This window comes from Xylophilus ampelinus (genome assembly GCF_003217575.1).
Taxonomy (GTDB): domain Bacteria; phylum Pseudomonadota; class Gammaproteobacteria; order Burkholderiales; family Burkholderiaceae_C; genus Xylophilus; species Xylophilus ampelinus.
The window spans coordinates 56,220-70,679 of the sequence record NZ_QJTC01000016.1; the positions used below are offsets into that span (position 1 = coordinate 56,220).

11 protein-coding genes and 1 pseudogene are annotated in these 14,460 nt (G+C 70.3%); 6 read left to right on the forward strand and 6 right to left on the reverse strand.

Annotated elements, in window-relative coordinates; translation table 11 throughout:
- The first annotated feature begins 94 nt into the window (after nt 1-94).
- Together DFQ15_RS11405 and thiD are read left to right on the forward strand one after the other, a co-directional pair.
- Entirely contained in the window at nt 95-913 is an 819-nt protein-coding gene (locus DFQ15_RS11405; protein WP_110466101.1) for a thiazole synthase, read from the forward strand.
- Nucleotides 910-2,568, forward strand: coding sequence for a bifunctional hydroxymethylpyrimidine kinase/phosphomethylpyrimidine kinase (thiD, locus tag DFQ15_RS11410; protein ID WP_110466102.1), 1,659 nt, complete (start codon nt 910-912; stop codon nt 2,566-2,568). The genes DFQ15_RS11405 and thiD overlap by 4 nt, the downstream gene beginning before the upstream one ends.
- Nucleotides 2,569-2,639: 71 nt before the next feature.
- On the opposite strand, the gene DFQ15_RS18060 is transcribed toward thiD, so the two are convergent.
- On the reverse strand, nt 2,640-2,762 hold the full coding sequence (locus DFQ15_RS18060; protein WP_259292655.1) for a hypothetical protein: 123 nt from the start codon (nt 2,760-2,762) through the stop codon (nt 2,640-2,642).
- Between the two features lie 158 nt (nt 2,763-2,920).
- Between DFQ15_RS18060 and DFQ15_RS11415 the strand changes: the two genes are divergently transcribed.
- Nucleotides 2,921-4,528: a glucan biosynthesis protein gene (locus tag DFQ15_RS11415; RefSeq protein ID WP_110466103.1), complete on the forward strand. Its 1,608-nt coding sequence runs from the start codon at nt 2,921-2,923 to the stop codon at nt 4,526-4,528.
- 62 nt (nt 4,529-4,590) lie between these two features.
- Here DFQ15_RS11415 and DFQ15_RS11420 read toward each other — a convergent pair whose 3' ends face one another.
- Nucleotides 4,591-4,953: a virulence factor gene (locus DFQ15_RS11420; protein WP_233504423.1), complete on the reverse strand. Its 363-nt coding sequence runs from the start codon at nt 4,951-4,953 to the stop codon at nt 4,591-4,593.
- 194 nt (nt 4,954-5,147) lie between these two features.
- The gene (mntR, locus tag DFQ15_RS11425; protein WP_110466104.1) at nt 5,148-5,624 is read right to left on the reverse strand and encodes a manganese-binding transcriptional regulator MntR; all 477 of its coding nucleotides are present in this window, start codon (nt 5,622-5,624) and stop codon (nt 5,148-5,150) included.
- A 328-nt stretch (nt 5,625-5,952) separates the two neighbouring features.
- Between mntR and DFQ15_RS11430 the strand changes: the two genes are divergently transcribed.
- Together DFQ15_RS11430 and DFQ15_RS11435 are read left to right on the forward strand one after the other, a co-directional pair.
- Nucleotides 5,953-7,227, forward strand: a complete 1,275-nt coding sequence (locus DFQ15_RS11430; RefSeq protein ID WP_110466126.1) for an Nramp family divalent metal transporter — start codon at nt 5,953-5,955, stop codon at nt 7,225-7,227.
- An 85-nt stretch (nt 7,228-7,312) separates the two neighbouring features.
- Nucleotides 7,313-9,340 carry a TonB-dependent receptor gene (locus DFQ15_RS11435; RefSeq protein ID WP_110466105.1) on the forward strand — a complete coding sequence of 676 codons (2,028 nt, stop codon included), beginning with the start codon at nt 7,313-7,315 and terminating at the stop codon, nt 9,338-9,340.
- Between the two features lie 41 nt (nt 9,341-9,381).
- Here the strand turns inward: DFQ15_RS11435 and DFQ15_RS11440 are convergent, their stop codons facing one another.
- From DFQ15_RS11440 to DFQ15_RS11450, 3 genes are all read right to left on the reverse strand, one after another.
- The gene (locus tag DFQ15_RS11440) at nt 9,382-9,591 is read right to left on the reverse strand and encodes a DUF2256 domain-containing protein (RefSeq protein WP_110466106.1); all 210 of its coding nucleotides are present in this window, start codon (nt 9,589-9,591) and stop codon (nt 9,382-9,384) included.
- A gap of 11 nt (nt 9,592-9,602) precedes the next feature.
- The gene (locus DFQ15_RS11445; RefSeq protein WP_110466107.1) at nt 9,603-11,171 is read right to left on the reverse strand and encodes a cryptochrome/photolyase family protein; all 1,569 of its coding nucleotides are present in this window, start codon (nt 11,169-11,171) and stop codon (nt 9,603-9,605) included.
- A gap of 164 nt (nt 11,172-11,335) precedes the next feature.
- Complete coding sequence (locus DFQ15_RS11450; RefSeq protein ID WP_110466127.1) at nt 11,336-13,024, reverse strand: Na+/H+ antiporter; 1,689 nt, start codon at nt 13,022-13,024, stop codon at nt 11,336-11,338.
- A gap of 65 nt (nt 13,025-13,089) precedes the next feature.
- On the opposite strand from DFQ15_RS11450, the pseudogene DFQ15_RS11455 reads away from it, so the two are divergent.
- A pseudogene (locus DFQ15_RS11455) lies at nt 13,090-14,455 on the forward strand (carboxyl transferase domain-containing protein).
- Nucleotides 14,456-14,460: the final 5 nt, after the last annotated feature.

A 14,460-nucleotide genomic window follows, 5' to 3' on the forward strand; every position in this document is an offset into this window, starting at 1 on the left:
CGGCCAAGCCGGTCCCACGGGTGCCCTGAAGGGCCGTCGGTGCGTCTTCATTCCTTTTTTTGCCGGGCACGCCCGGTGTCGGAGCGTTGGCCCCATGTCTCAGGATCTCTCTTTTCTCGATGGCTGGCAGGTGGGCGGGGTGGCGCTCGGCAGCCGTTTCCTGCTCGGCACCGCCGGCTATCCGTCGCCCAGGGTGCTGGCCGATGCGATCGCGGCGGCGCGGCCGGCGGCGGTCACGGTGGGACTGCGGCGCACGCTGGCCACAGGGCCGGACAATGGCTTCGTCGGCACGGTGCATGCGGCCGCGCAGGCGGTGGGCGCACGCCTGCTGCCCAACACCGCCGGTTGCCGCACCGCGCGCGAGGCGGTGCAGCTGGCGCAGATGGCGCGCGAGCTGTACGGCACCGACTGGATCAAGCTGGAGGTGGTCGGCGACGAGCACACGCTGCAGCCCGACCCGGTCGAGCTGGTGCAGGCCGCCGCCACGCTGGTGCGCGACGGCTTCGTCGTCTGGCCCTACTGCACCGACGACCTGGTCACCTGCCGCCGCCTGCTCGACGCCGGCTGCGCGGTGCTGATGCCCTGGGGCGCACCCATCGGCTCCGGCCAGGGCCTGCTCAACCCGTGGGCGCTGCGCACCTTGCGCGAACGCCTGCCCGAAGCGGTGCTGATCGTCGATGCCGGCATCGGCGCGCCGTCGCATGCGGCGGCGGCGCTGGAGATGGGCTTCGACGCGGTGCTGCTCAACAGCGCCGTCGCGCAGGCCCGCGACCCGGTGGCGATGGCCCACGCCTTCCACCACGCGGTGCAGGCCGGACGCACCGCCCGGCGGGCCGGCGTGATGGCGCGTCAGGATTTCGCGGTGGCCAGCACGCCGACCGGTGGCGAGGCCTTCCTGATCGGTGCGCCATGAGCACACGGATCGTCTGGACCATCGCCGGCACCGACAGCGGCGGCGGCGCCGGCATCGCCGCCGACCAGCGCGCGGCCGATGCCTGCGGCGTACACCTGTGCACCGTCGTCGCCGCGGTCACCGCGCAGAACTCGGTCGCGGTGTCGCATGTGGAGTCGATGCCGGTCGCGGTGATCGAGGCCCAGATCGCCGCGCTGGAGGCCGACATGCCGCCCCGTGCGGTCAAGACCGGCCTGCTGGGCGGCGTGGCGCAGATCGAGGCGGTGGCGCGCGCGGTCGACCGGCTGCGCCTGCGCGGGCCGCTGCCGCTGGTGGTCGATCCGGTGCTGGGCGCCACCTCGGGCGCCAGTTTCGGCGACGACGCCGTCGTGGCCGCCTACCGCCGATGGCTGCTGCCGCGCGCCAGCCTGCTCACCCCCAACCGCCGCGAGGCATTGCGCCTGACCGGCCTGCCGCCCGGCACCGATGCGCCCACGCTGGCCCGGGCGCTGCGCGCGGCCGGAGCCCGGGCCGTATGCGTTACCGGCGGCGACGACGCGGCCCCCGACGGCCTGGCCCGCGACTGGCTCGACACGCCGCACGCCGCCGGCTGGCTGGCGCTGCCGCGCATCGCCACGCCGCATACCCATGCCACCGGTTGTACCTTCGCCGCCGCGGCAGCCGCCGCCATGGCGAAGGGCTTCGTCGCGGCGGATGCGGCCGTGCTCGCCAAGATGGCCGCCGCCCACGCGTTGCGCCACGGCCATGCGGCCGGGCAGGGCGCCGGGCCGGTCAAGGCGCGGGCCGGCTTCGCCGACGATCCGACACTGATGCCGCAGATGTCTTGGAGCGAAGCACCGCGTTTCGCGGCCTTCGGCGCGCAAGGTGGCGGGGAATGGGGCGCAGGTGCTGCTGCCGGCGTGTGTGCACTGCCACCGTCGTCGCAACCGCAACCGCAACCGCAACCCCGATCCGGGCCGTCGCACCTGTACGCGATCGCCGACAGCGCCGACCGTATCGCCGCCTTGCTGCAGGCCGGCGTGCGCAGGCTGCAACTGCGTATCAAGACCCCGCCGTCGCCTGACGCGGCGTGGCATTCGTCGCTGCAGGCCCAGGTGCGGCAGGCGGTCGTCGACTGCCGCGCCGCCGGCGCGCAGTTGTTCGTCAACGACCACCACGCCTTGGCCCTGCGGGCCGGCGCCGCCGGTCTCCACCTGGGCCAGGAAGATCTGCTGGCGCTGGGCGACGCCGGCCGCGACATGCTCCGCGCACCCGGCGCGCCGGCGCTCGGCATCAGCTCGCACAGTTTGTGGGAACTGGCGCGCGCCCGCAGCCTGGCGCCGCGCTACATCGCCTGCGGTCCCGTCTGGCCGACGACGACCAAGGCGATGCCGTGGCGCCCGCAGGGCCTGGACAACCTCGCCTGGTGGTGCCGCATGGCCGGCGCGCCGGTGGTGGCGATCGGCGGCATCCTGGCGCCGGAGCAGGCGGCGCTGGCGGCCGGATGCGGTACCGACGCGGTCTGCGTGGTGCGGGGATTGGGCGACGATCCGGCCACGGCGGTTGCGCTTTTCCGGCAGGCCCTCGACGGTGCGCCGCGGCCCGTGGCGGCCGCGTCGGGGTGGCCGCACCCCAGTCTGCAGGCCGAAGATCCTGCCGGGCCGGATTCGGAATGAAAAGGGCTGTAGCCAGCGCATTACGGCGACCTGTTGCTATTAATAAAGGAGCATTCGGCGAGCGCCGGCGGCTACGACCGCTCGGCGTGCGCCGGGGGCAACGGTTCGTCCACCGGCCCGGCGATCTCCTCCAGCGGCTTGCGCTCGGCATCGACCGCCCGGTGCCAGGCCCGCAGCCCGGCCACCACCACCATCACCGCCCCTGCCGCGCAGGGCAGCGCCTGCGAACAGGCTCTTACGCACCTTCCCGACCGACGCCATTAGGATGATGCGCCGCAGCGAACGCCCGCGCGCCCGAGCGGTGCGCAGTGCTGGCGGCCTTCCTCGGAAATCCTTCACAAGATCTGTACCGATGCACAAGAAAATCACGTTCGACCGCCGCGCCTTCCTGGCCGCCGGCAGCGCCTCCGCCGCGCTGGCGGCCTTCGGCATCCCCCTCGACGCGCAGGCCGCCGCCGGGCTCAAGTTCTCCAGCCCGCGGCCCTTCAGTTTCGACGGACTGGTGGCGCGGGCGCAGGCCCTGGCCGGCAAGCCCTATGCGCCGGGCACACCGCTGCCGGCCGCGGTGCTGGAGCGGATCGACTACGAAGCGCACGGCAAGATCAAGTTCAACACCGACTCGGCCCTCTTCAAGGACGGCCCGGGCCAGTACCCGGTCACCTTCTTTCACCTGGGCAAGTTCTTCCAGGTGCCGGTGCACATGCACCTGCTCTCGCGCAGCGGCGACGATTTCTTCGCGCGCGAGATCGTCTACGACCCGGGCTACTTCGACATGCCCGCCGACAGCCCCGCACGCGAGCTGCCGCAGGGCGCGGGCTTCGCCGGCTTCCGCTTCCAGGAAAGCCGCACCGCCGACCAGAAGAAGCTCGACTGGAAGGGCAACGACTGGGTGGCTTTTCTGGGCGCCAGCTACTTCCGCGCGATCGGCGAGCTCTACCAGTACGGCTTGTCGGCCCGCGCGGTGGCGCTGGACGTGGCGGTGCCCGACCGGCCCGAGGACTTCCCCACCTTCACCGAGTTCTACTTCGACTCGCCGGCCGACGGCGGCGACACGGTGGTGGTGCATGCGCTGCTCGAAGGCGCCAGCATCACCGGCGCCTACAAGTTCGTGATGCAGCGCGCCAGGGCGGTGGTGATGGACATCGAATGCCGGCTCTTCGTGCGCAAGGACATCGCCCGCCTCGGCATCGCGCCGCTCACCTCGATGTACTGGTTCTCCGAGACCACAAAGCAGACCGCGATCGACTGGCGGCCCGAGGTGCACGACTCCGACGGCCTGGCGATGTGGACCGGCGGCGGCGAGCGCATCTGGCGCCCGCTCGACAACCCCAAGGCCACCACCGGCGCCGCCTTCGCCGACAGGCAGCCCAAGGGCTTCGGCCTGCTGCAGCGCGACCGCAACTTCGACCACTACCAGGACGGCGTGCGGTACGACCGCCGCCCCAGCCTGTGGGTGGAGCCGGTGGGCGACTGGGGCGAAGGCGAGGTGCAGCTGATCGAAATCCCGACCGACGACGAGATTCACGACAACATCGTCGCCTTTTGGGTGCCCACGGCGCCCGCCAAGGCCGGCGGCAGCTACAGCCTGCGCTACCGCTTGCACTGGACCGACAAGGAGCCCTACCCGTCGCCGCTGGCCGTCTGCGTGGCGACGCGGCTGGGCCGCGGCGGCCAGCCGGGCCAGCCGCGGCCGGCCGGGGTGCAGAAGTTCATGGTCGAATTCTTGGGCGGTCCGCTGCAGGGCCTGCCCTTCGGCGTGAAGCCGGAGCCGGTGCTGACCGCGTCGAGCGGCAGCTTCTCGTACATCTTCACCGAGGCGGTGCCCAACGGCGTGCCCGGCCACTGGCGCGCGCAGTTCGATTTCACGCCGGCCGGCAATGCGGCGGCCGACCTGCGGATGTATTTGAAGAACGGCGACCAGACGCTCACCGAGACCTGGCTATATCGGTATGCGCAGTGATTCAGTCCAAAAGAAAAAGCCTCTTGCGAGGCTTGAGGTTCGCCGGCACCTTCACGTAGCGCCTACAAGGCCGGAATCAAATCGTTAAGTTCCTCGATACGGAGCATCCGAAGATCTCGAACAGAGGCTTTGAACCATGGAAGAGCCGCACTAAGAGCCTGGGCGGACAGCACACACTGAACGGCTGTGATCGTTTCGTTGCCGAAATAAACGCTGCCCTGCTGCCATGCAAATCCTCTAGCGACCAGTATCTTTTTGATTTCGCCGTAAGCGTTGTTATACGAAGGGCCGGGATAAGCGGCTTGCAGCGCCTGCGTGTCTAGGTCAAACGCGATTGCATACATACGGCCCGATTCCTTCGGAAGTTGTTGAGGCAAGGGCACCTGCTCGAGCAGGTTTTGCACAGCACTGTCAAAGTAGCCCATGATGCATCCTCTGTTTGAAAAGCCATATTTTATTCAGAACGGCCCGGGCCATGCCGGCAGTGCTTCGGCGGTTGCACGGTGTGACTCGCGGAATTCCTCCGTATCCACGCTAATTTCCATTTCTTGCCTCGTCTCGTCAGCCACTCGCTCTGGGCCAAGACAGACGGGGAATCGCTTTATAGAGATAGAGGCGATCACTGTCTCGACGTCTGGGCGGCACGCGCCTTCAGGAAGCGCGCGAAGGCGTCGAGCGTCGCCTTGCTGACGTGGTGCTCGATGCCCTCGGCGTCGCGGCGGGCGCAGTCGGCGTCCACGCCCAGCGCCAGCAGGAAATCCTCCACCACCCGGTGCCGGGCCCGGCTGGCCTCGGCCAGTTCCTGGCCTTCGGGCGTGAGGAACACGCCTCGGTAAGGGCGGCGCACCACGTAGCCGGCCTCGGACAGGCGGTTGAGCATCTTGGCGACGGTGGGCTGGGTCACGCCCAGGCGGGCGGCGATCTCCACCTGGCGCGCCTCGCCGTCTTCCTGGATCAGGTCGGCGATGAGTTCTACATAGTCGTCCACCCGCTCCTGGCGCCGGGCCTCGCGTGCCTGGCGAAAGCTCTCGACGTGCACCGTGGCATCGACCATCCGGATCGGTTCGACGGGAGCGGGCGCTGTCTTCTTGGGCATCGTGTGGCGTGGCGCGCAGCGGTAAGGCTGCATCCGATAAGCCGTGTCGGGCGTGGAGGCGGGGCACCCGGCGGGTGCGAACGGACGGTATTTTCAACGATGGCCGGCTCCCGCCTGCAGACAAAACTTCGCCTTTACTGTAATTTATAGCCCAGGCTATATTACGGAGCCGCCTACGAGCGCGCGGCGACGATTCACGGAGTTCGATTTGGCAGATCATCACAGTGCGGCGGCGATCCTGTCCGGCGGCTTTCCAGAGAAGCACGCACCGCCCGGCGACACCGGCGCGTCGGCAGGCGTTGCCCCCGCCGGCGCCAGCCTGGGCGAGATGAACGGCAGCGTGCCGGTGCCGGGCGCCGGCGTTCACTGGTTCCGGCGCTTCCTGGCGTTCCTGGGGCCGGGCTACATGGTGTCGGTCGGCTACATGGACCCGGGCAACTGGGCGACCGACATCGCCGGCGGCTCGAAGTTCGGCTACATGCTGCTGTCGGTGATCCTGCTGTCGAACCTGATGGCGATCGTGCTGCAGGCGCTGGCCGCGCGCCTCGGCATCGCGACAGGGCTCGACCTGGCGCAGGCCTGCCGGGCGCGCTATTCGCGACCGGTCAACCTGATGCTGTGGGTGGCCTGCGAGATCGCGATCGTCGCCTGCGACCTGGCCGAGGTGATCGGGACCGCGATCGCGCTCAATCTGCTGTTCGGCATTGCGCTGGTCTGGGGCGCGGTCATCACCGCGCTCGACGTGTTCCTGGTGCTGCTGCTGATGCGGCGCGGCTTCCGGGCACTGGAGGCCTTCGTGATCGCGCTGCTGGCGCTGATCTTCAGCTGCTTCGTGGTGCAGATGGTGCTGGCCGCGCCGCCGCTGCAGTCGGTGCTGGGCGGCTTCCTGCCCAAGGCCGAGGTGGTCACCAACCCAGCCGCGCTGTACCTGGCCATCGGCATCGTCGGCGCCACGGTGATGCCGCACAACCTGTACCTGCACTCGTCCATCGTGCAGACCCGGGCCTATCCGCGCAACGACGAGGGCCGCCACAGCGCGCTGCGCTGGGCGGTCACCGACAGCACCATCGCGCTGATGCTTGCGCTGTTCGTCAACGCGGCCATCCTGATCACCGCGGCCACGGTTTTCCATGCCTCGGGCCGCACCGACGTGGAGGAGATCGAGCAGGCCTACGAGCTGCTCTCGCCGATGCTGGGCGTGGGCATCGCCTCGACCCTGTTCGCGGTCGCGCTGCTGGCCTCGGGCATCAACTCGACCGTCACCGCCACGCTGGCCGGGCAGATCGTGATGGAGGGCTTCCTGCGCATCCGCCTGCCCGACTGGGCGCGCCGGCTGCTGACCCGCGGCATCGCGATCGTGCCGGTGGTGGTCATCACCAGCCTCTACGGCGCGCAGGGCACCGCCAAGCTGCTGGTGTTCAGCCAGGTGGTGCTGTCGATGCAGCTGCCGTTCGCGGTGATTCCGCTGGTGCGCTGCGTGACCGACCGCCAACTGATGGGCAAGCTCGTCACAGGCCGGCTGCTGGCGGCGGTGGCCTGGGGCATCTCGGGCGTGATCGTGGTGCTCAACCTTAAGGTGCTTTTCGACATGGCCACTTGGTAGAGAAAGTAGCGATGACCGTTTCCGATGCGATGCGTAGGGGGGGGCCACTTCCGGCCGGCTGGGGCTGGCGGCCTGTTGCCTGGCGATGCCGGTGCTGGCCGCGGCGCAGGATGCCGGCGGTGCGGCCGATCCGCAGCTCGGCGAGATCCGGGTGCAGGCCGGTAGCCAGGGCAACGCGCTGGGCAGCTCGGACGCGGCCAGCCAGGGCAGCGCGTCGGCGGCCGACATCGCCGCGCGGCCGGCCTTGCGCACCGGCGAGATACTCGAGTTCGTGCCCGGCCTGGTGGTGGTGCAGCACAGCGGCGGCGGCAAGGCCAACCAGTATTTCCTGCGCGGCTTCAACCTCGACCACGGCACCGAGTTCGCGACCTATGTCGACGGCATGCCGGTCAACATGCGCACCCATGCCCACGGCCAGGGCTACACCGATCTCAACTTCCTGATCCCCGAGCTGGTCGGGCGGGTCGACTATCGCAAGGGGCCGTATTACGCCGAAGAGGGCGACTTCGCCTCGGCCGGCTCGGCCCGCATGCGCCTGCCCGACACGCTGCCGCAGGGCTTGGCCGTCGTCACCGGCGGCACCCGCGGCTACGGCCGCACGCTGCTGGCCGATTCGGTCGACTGGAACCAGGGCAAGCTGCTCTACGGGCTGGAGCTGGCCACCAACCGCGGCCCGTTCGACAACTCCGACCGGATGCGCCGGTTCAACGCCCTGCTGCGCTACAGCGCCGGCAGCGAGAGCGACGGCCACAGCCTCACCGCCATGGCCTATGCCTCGCGCTGGAACGCGACCGACCAGATTGCGCAGCGCGCGGTCGACAGCGGCCTGATCGGCCGGCTGGGCGCGATCGACCCGAGCGACGGCGGCACCACCGCGCGCAGCAGCCTGTCGTACGCTCTGCGCCGCAGCAACGCCGGCGGCAGCGGCCGGTTCACGCTCGAAGCCTTCGTGGTGCGCTCGCGGCTCGACCTGTTCAGCAACCTCACCTACTTCACCGACGACCCGGTCAACGGCGACCAGTTCGTGCAGCGCGAGCGGCGCACGATGGCGGGCGTCAACCTGGCGCAGAGCTGGTCGGCCACGCGGGGCGGCCTCGACATGCAGAACCGCATCGGCCTGCAGACCCGCCTCGACCGGCTGGCGCCGGTGGTCTTCGCCACCACCGTGCAGCGCCGCGAACTGCAGACCCTCCGCGAAGACCGGGTGCGCGAAGGCAGCGCGGCGGTCTTCGCCGAGAACACCACGCAATGGACCGAGAAGGTCCGCTCGGTCGCCGGGCTGCGGGTGGACGCGTTCCGCTTCGCGGTCGACAGCAGCCTGCCCGCCAACAGCGGCCGGGCGCGCGACCACATCGCCTCGCCCAAGCTGGCGCTGGTCTTCGGGCCGTGGGCCGACACCGAGTATTTCGTCAGCGCCGGCCGCGGGTTCCACAGCAACGATGCGCGCGGCGTGACGACGCGGATCAACCCGCGCACCGGCGATGCGGTCGATCCCTCGGTGCCGCTGGTGGGCGCGCGCGGCATGGAGGTCGGTGTGCGCAGCGAGGCGATCCCCGGCCTGCAGACCTCGCTGGCGCTGTGGAAGCTCGACATCGGCTCCGAGCTGCTCTTCAACGGCGAGGCCGGCGAGACCGAGGCCAGCCGGCCCACGAAGCGCTACGGCATCGAATGGACCAACCGCTACCAGGCGGGCCGCTGGGCGCATATCGACGCCGACGTGGCGCTTTCCCGCACCCGCTTTTCCGACGCCGACGCGGCCGGCCCCTACGTGCCGGGCGCGATCGGCAAGGTGGTGTCGCTGGGCGTCATCGTGCCGCAGGTCAACGGCTGGTTCGGCGGCATGCATGTGCGCTACTTCGGCCCGCGGGTGCTGGTGGAGGACAACCGCGTGCGCTCCCGCAGCAGCGCCCTGACCAGCGCACGGGTCGGCTATGCGATCGACCGCAGCACCCGGATCGCGCTCGACGTGTTCAACCTGTTCGACCGCAAGGTGACCGACAGCGACTACTACTACGCGACCCGGCTGCGCGGCGAATCGGTGGCGGTGAACGACGTCATCTTCCACCCCGCCGAGCCGCGCACCGTGCGGCTCAGTTTGACGCACCGCTTTTGAATTAAAAATGGCTGTGGCCGGCGTCCCACGCCGACTGCTAGCTATTTATTTGATAGCATTGGCTTAGGGGCGTCCGGCTTCGGCCTCTTCGCCTTCTTCGCCCTGCGGCAGGCATCGCTGCAGTACAGCACCGACTCCCACTTGCGCGCCCACTTCTTGCGCCAGGTCATCGGCAGGCCGCAGGCGGCGCAGGGCTTTTGCGGCAGGTGGGATTTGTTGCCCTTGAAGCCGGGCGTGGGTGGCGGCGGCATGGCGGCGGTTCTCAGGTGTCGGTGGCGGAGGCGTAGGCGGTGTCGGCCTGCCGCAGGCGGGCCGTCTGCAGCGCGATCTCGGCCCGCTCGGCCGCCGGTATCCGCGCCAGCGCCTGCAGCGGATAGGCCATGCGCCGGTTGCCGGCCAGCAGCGGCTGGTGGCGGGCCAGGAAACCCCAATACAGCACGGTGAAGGGGCAGGCGGACGCGCCGGTGCGCTGTGCCGGATCGAACTTGCAGCCCTTGCAGTAGCCGGCCGCCATCTTCTGGATGTAGCGGCCGCTGGCGGCATAAGGCTTGCTGCCCATCAGGCCGCCGTCGGCGTACTGCGACATGCCCAGGGTGTTGGGCAACTCCACCCATTCCACCGCGTCGACGTACACCGCCAGGTACCAGGCGTGCACCTGCTGCGGCGCCACGCCCAGCAGCATCGCGTAGAGGCCGGTGACCATCAGCCGCTGGATGTGGTGGGCGTAGCCGTGACGCAGCGTCTGGCCGATCGTGTCGCGCAGGCAGGCCATCGGCGTGTCGCCGGTCCAGTACCAGGCGGGCAGGTCGGCGGTGGCGCCGAGCGCGTTGCGCTCCAGGTAGCCGGGCATCCGGGTCCAGTAGACGCCGCGCACGTATTCGCGCCAGCCCAGGATCTGGCGGACGAAGCCCTCGGCCGCGGCCAGGGGCACACGGCCCTCGCGCCAGGCCGCCTCGGCCGCGGCGACCGCGTCGCGCGGGTCGAGCAGCTTCAGGTTCAGCGCGGCCGAGATGCGTGTGTGGTAGAGCCACGGCTCGCAGGGCCACATCGCGTCCTGGTAGCGGCCGAAGTGCGGCAGCCGGTGCTGCACGAAGTCGTCGAGCGCGGCCCGCGCATCCTGCGGCGTGACCGGCCAGTCGAAGGCGTCGAGCGAGCCGGGGTGGTCGCCGAAGCGGCGCCGTACCAGGGCCAGCACCTGCTGCGTCAGGGCGTCGGGCACAAAGCGGCGCGGCGCCGGCAGGCCCCGCGGCCCGCGTGCGCCGAAGCTGCCGCGGTTGTCGTGGTCGAAGTTCCAGCGGCCGCCGGCGGGCCGGCCGTCGGCCTCCATCAGCACGCCGTGGCGTTGGCGCAGCGCGCGGTAGTAATACTCCATCCGCACCGTGGCACGGCCGCGGGCGTGGGCCGCGAAGTCCTGCACCGTGGCGTAGAAATGCCGGTCGGGCCGCAGCTCCAGCGGCAGCCCGAGCGCTGCCGCAGCGCTGCGCAGGGCCTGCAGCACCCGCCAGTCGCCGGGCGCGGTCATCACCAGCCGCGTGGGGCGCAGCGCCTCCGCCGTCGCCGTGAGTTCGGCGGCCAGCGTGCCGTGGTTGGCGGGGTCGTCCAGCATGCGGTAGTGCAGCGGCCGGCCCGCGGCGCGCAGGGCTGCGGCGAAGTGGCGCATCGCGGCAAGAAATACGGCGATGCGCGGCTGGGACGACCAGACGTGGGTCGATTCCTCCGCCACCTCGGCCATCCACACCGCGTCCCGCGCCGTGTCGAAGCCGTCGAAAGCGGCGGCCTGCGGGTCGAGCTGATCGCCCAGCACCAGCACCAGGTGGCGCAGTTCAGCCATGGCCGGGCGGCCGGGTGGAGGGGGCAGGGCGGTGCGGGACATGTCTGGCACGATTTGCAACCATTGTGGAGCCAATCGCGGGCCGCGCCGGCATAGGCCGTGCCTGGAGCGTGTTGTGCACCTGGACGTACCCGAGAAAGCAGGGCCTCTCCCCCGTCCCCGGATCAGCCGCGCTGCGACGCGCGCTGCGCCGCCACCAAGCGGCGGCGCAGCGAGATCTCGGACAAATCCACCTCCTGCACCAGGGTGCGCAGCGAGTCGTCGTTGATCCGGTGCTCCCGACGCAGACGGTACAGCTCGGTCCGCTCGGCGTGCAGGCCGGCCAGGCGCAGTTCCAGCTCCAGCACATGGCCACGTTTGAGGGCGGCGCGCTCCGCCTGGTCGGTCTCGGGGCCGTCGTCGGCATCGTCCAGCGTCTCGATCCGGCGACGGTAGCCGCGGGCGACGCGGCCTGCGGCCTCGTCGTGCAGGCCCTGCCATTCGGCGTCGTGCCGGCCGGCGCCGCTCCGGTCGTTCTGCAGGGCGACGACGGCGGCCTCGTAGGCGGCCACCCGGGCCAGCCGCTCCTCGCGGGCATGCGGCGGCTCGTCGGGTTGCGGCAGGCCGCGCAGCAGCAGCGGCAGGCCGACGCTGCCGACCACCAGGGTCACCAAAATCACGCCGGTCGCCAGAAAAACCAGCAGCTCGCGCCCGGGGAAGGCGCTGCCGTCGGGCATCAGCAGCGGCACCGAGAGCGCCCCGGCCAGAGTGATCGCACCACGGATGCCGGCCAGGGTGGCGGCGCCCATCAGCCGTCCGGTGGGCGCCTCCAGCAGCTGGCCGCGGCGGCGGGCGTTGACCATCGAGCGGCGCACCGCCAGCACCAGCCACACGCCGCGCAGCACCACCAGCATCGCCGAGATGGCCAGCACGTAGCCCACCATCCGCCACCAGGCGTGCGGCCCGTGGGTCAGGCCGTCGACCATGATCGCCGGCAGCTGCAGGCCCAGCAACAGGAAGATCGCGCCGTTGAAGGCCGATTCCACCACCGCCCAGGCGCCCTGGGCCTGCATCCGCTCGGCGATGGACTCGCTGCGCTCCAGGTCGGCGAAGTTGGTCGCGATGCCGGCCGCCACCGCGGCCAGGATGCCCGACACGCCCAGGTTCTCGCCCAGGATGTAGGCGGCGAAGGGCAGCAGCATCAGGAGCAGCACCGTCTGCGTGGCGGCCGTGTCGCCCAGCCGCCGGGTGATCGCGTTGCGCGCCACCGCGAAGCCCCAGCCGACGCCCGTGCCCACCGCCACGCCGCCCACTGCGATGAACAGGAAGCTGCGGCCCGCTTCGCTCCACGAGAACACGCCGGTCAGCGTGGCCGCGACGGCGAATTTCAGCGCTACCAGGCCCGACGCGTCGTTGAGCAGCGATTCGCCCTGCAGGATATGCATCGTCTTCTCGGGCATGCCCAGGCGCCGGATGATCGCGCTGACCGCCACCGCGTCGGTGGGCGAGAGCACCGCCGCCAGCGCGAAGGCCACGGTCAGCGGCATGCCCGGCACCATCCAGTGCACGAAATAGCCCAGGCCGATGACGGTGAACAGCACCAGGCCGAGCGCCAGCGTCAGGATCGGCCGGCGCAGCGCGAAGAACTCGCGCTTGGGTATACGCCAGCCGTCGGCGAACAGCAGCGGCGGAATGAACAGCAGCAGGAACAGCTCCGGGTCGAAGCGCACATGCAGGCCCGCATCGGGCCACGAGAGCACGGCGCCCAGCGCGATCTGCAGCAGCGGCAGCGCAATGGCCGCCAGGTAGCGGGCCGCCAAGCCCGACACGGCGCCCAGCATCAGCAACAAGAGAACGATTTCGACGGTGTGCATCTTCGGCCCATTCTCGGCGCAGGCCCTGGCGCCCACCGTTTCCAACCGAATCCCGAAAGGCTCCCATGTCGATTCTGAGTTCCAGGCTCGATGCCCGCTCGGCCGAGTTCCAGGCCAACGCAGCCGCGATGCGCGCGCTGGTCGACGACCTGCATGCCCAGGCGGCCCGCGTGGCCCGGGGCGGCGGCGAGGCGGCCCGCGCCAAGCACACCGCCCGCGGCAAGCTGTTGCCGTGCTACCGGGTCGAGATGCTGCTGGACCGGCACGCCCTTCCTGGAGATCGCGCCGATGGTGTTCCCGACCGCGACCACTTCGGCCGCATCTTCTACAACCAGGTGCAGCGCCCAGGGCATCGGCCAGATCGCGGTGGTGGTGGGCAGCTGCACCGCCGGCGGCGCCTACGTGCCGGCGATGAGCGACGAATCGATCATCGTCAAGAACCAGGGCACCATCTTCCTGGGCGGCCCGCCGCTGGTGAAGGCCGCCACCGGCGAAGTGGTCACCGCCGAAGACCTGGGCGGCGGCGACGTGCACACCCGGCTTTCGGGCGTGGTGGACCACCTGGCCGAGAACGACCTGCACGCGCTGGCCCTGGCCCGTGCCGCGGTCGAGAATCTACGGCGAAAAGTGCCCGAAGCCGGCGCTGTAGGCCGACCTTATGCTCCTCTTTTGGGAGCGGAGGAGCTGTGCGGCGTGATCCTGGCCGACACCCGCAAGCCCTTCGACGTGCGCGAGATCATCGTCCGCATCGTCGACGGCAGCGCGTTCCACGAGTTCAAGGCCCGCTTCGGCGCCACCCTGGTCTGCGGTTTTGCCGAGATCGAGGGCATGCCGGTCGGCATCGTCGCCGACAACGGCATCCTGTTCTCGGAATCGGCGCAGAAGGGCGCCCACTTCATCGAGCTGTGCTGTCAGCGCAAGATCCCGCTCGTCTTCCTGCAGAACATCACCGGCTTCATGGTCGGCCGCAAGGTCGAGCACGAGGGCATCGCCCGCCACGGCGCCAAGATGGTGACCGCGGTGGCGAAGGCACACGTGCCCGAGTTCACCATCATCATCATCGGCTGCAGCTTCGGTGCCGGCAACTACGGCATGTGCGGCCGCGCCTTCGGTCCGCGCTTTCTCTGGATGTGGCCCAACGCCCGCATCGGCGTGATGGGCGGCGAGCAGGCGGCCAGCGTGCTGGCGACCGTCAGGCGCGACGGCATCGAGGCCAGGGGCGGCCAGTGGAGCGCCGAGGAAGAAGAGGCCTTCAAGGCGCCCCTGCGCCGGCAATACGAGGAACAGGGCCACCCCTACTACGCCACCGCGCGGCTCTGGGACGACGGGATCATCGACCCGGCCGACACCCGGCGGGTGCTGGCGCCGGGGCTGGCGGCGGCGCGGCATGCGAAGATCGATGCGCCAAATTTCGGCATCTTCAGAATGTGAGGAAA

What these genes read in the sequence shown, in the direction of transcription:
- DFQ15_RS11405 (WP_110466101.1), top strand. Translation starts at nt 95, where the DNA reads ATGTCTCAGGATCTCTCTTTTCTCGATGGCTGGCAGGTGGGCGGGGTG.
- thiD (WP_110466102.1), top strand. Translation starts at nt 910, where the DNA reads ATGAGCACACGGATCGTCTGGACCATCGCCGGCACCGACAGCGGCGGC.
- DFQ15_RS18060 (WP_259292655.1), bottom strand. Translation starts at nt 2,762, where the DNA reads ATGGTGGTGGTGGCCGGGCTGCGGGCCTGGCACCGGGCGGTCGATGCC.
- DFQ15_RS11415 (WP_110466103.1), top strand. Translation starts at nt 2,921, where the DNA reads ATGCACAAGAAAATCACGTTCGACCGCCGCGCCTTCCTGGCCGCCGGC.
- DFQ15_RS11420 (WP_233504423.1), bottom strand. Translation starts at nt 4,953, where the DNA reads ATGGGCTACTTTGACAGTGCTGTGCAAAACCTGCTCGAGCAGGTGCCC.
- mntR (WP_110466104.1), bottom strand. Translation starts at nt 5,624, where the DNA reads ATGCCCAAGAAGACAGCGCCCGCTCCCGTCGAACCGATCCGGATGGTC.
- DFQ15_RS11430 (WP_110466126.1), top strand. Translation starts at nt 5,953, where the DNA reads ATGAACGGCAGCGTGCCGGTGCCGGGCGCCGGCGTTCACTGGTTCCGG.
- DFQ15_RS11435 (WP_110466105.1), top strand. Translation starts at nt 7,313, where the DNA reads ATGCCGGTGCTGGCCGCGGCGCAGGATGCCGGCGGTGCGGCCGATCCG.
- DFQ15_RS11440 (WP_110466106.1), bottom strand. Translation starts at nt 9,591, where the DNA reads ATGCCGCCGCCACCCACGCCCGGCTTCAAGGGCAACAAATCCCACCTG.
- DFQ15_RS11445 (WP_110466107.1), bottom strand. Translation starts at nt 11,171, where the DNA reads ATGGCTGAACTGCGCCACCTGGTGCTGGTGCTGGGCGATCAGCTCGAC.
- DFQ15_RS11450 (WP_110466127.1), bottom strand. Translation starts at nt 13,024, where the DNA reads ATGCACACCGTCGAAATCGTTCTCTTGTTGCTGATGCTGGGCGCCGTG.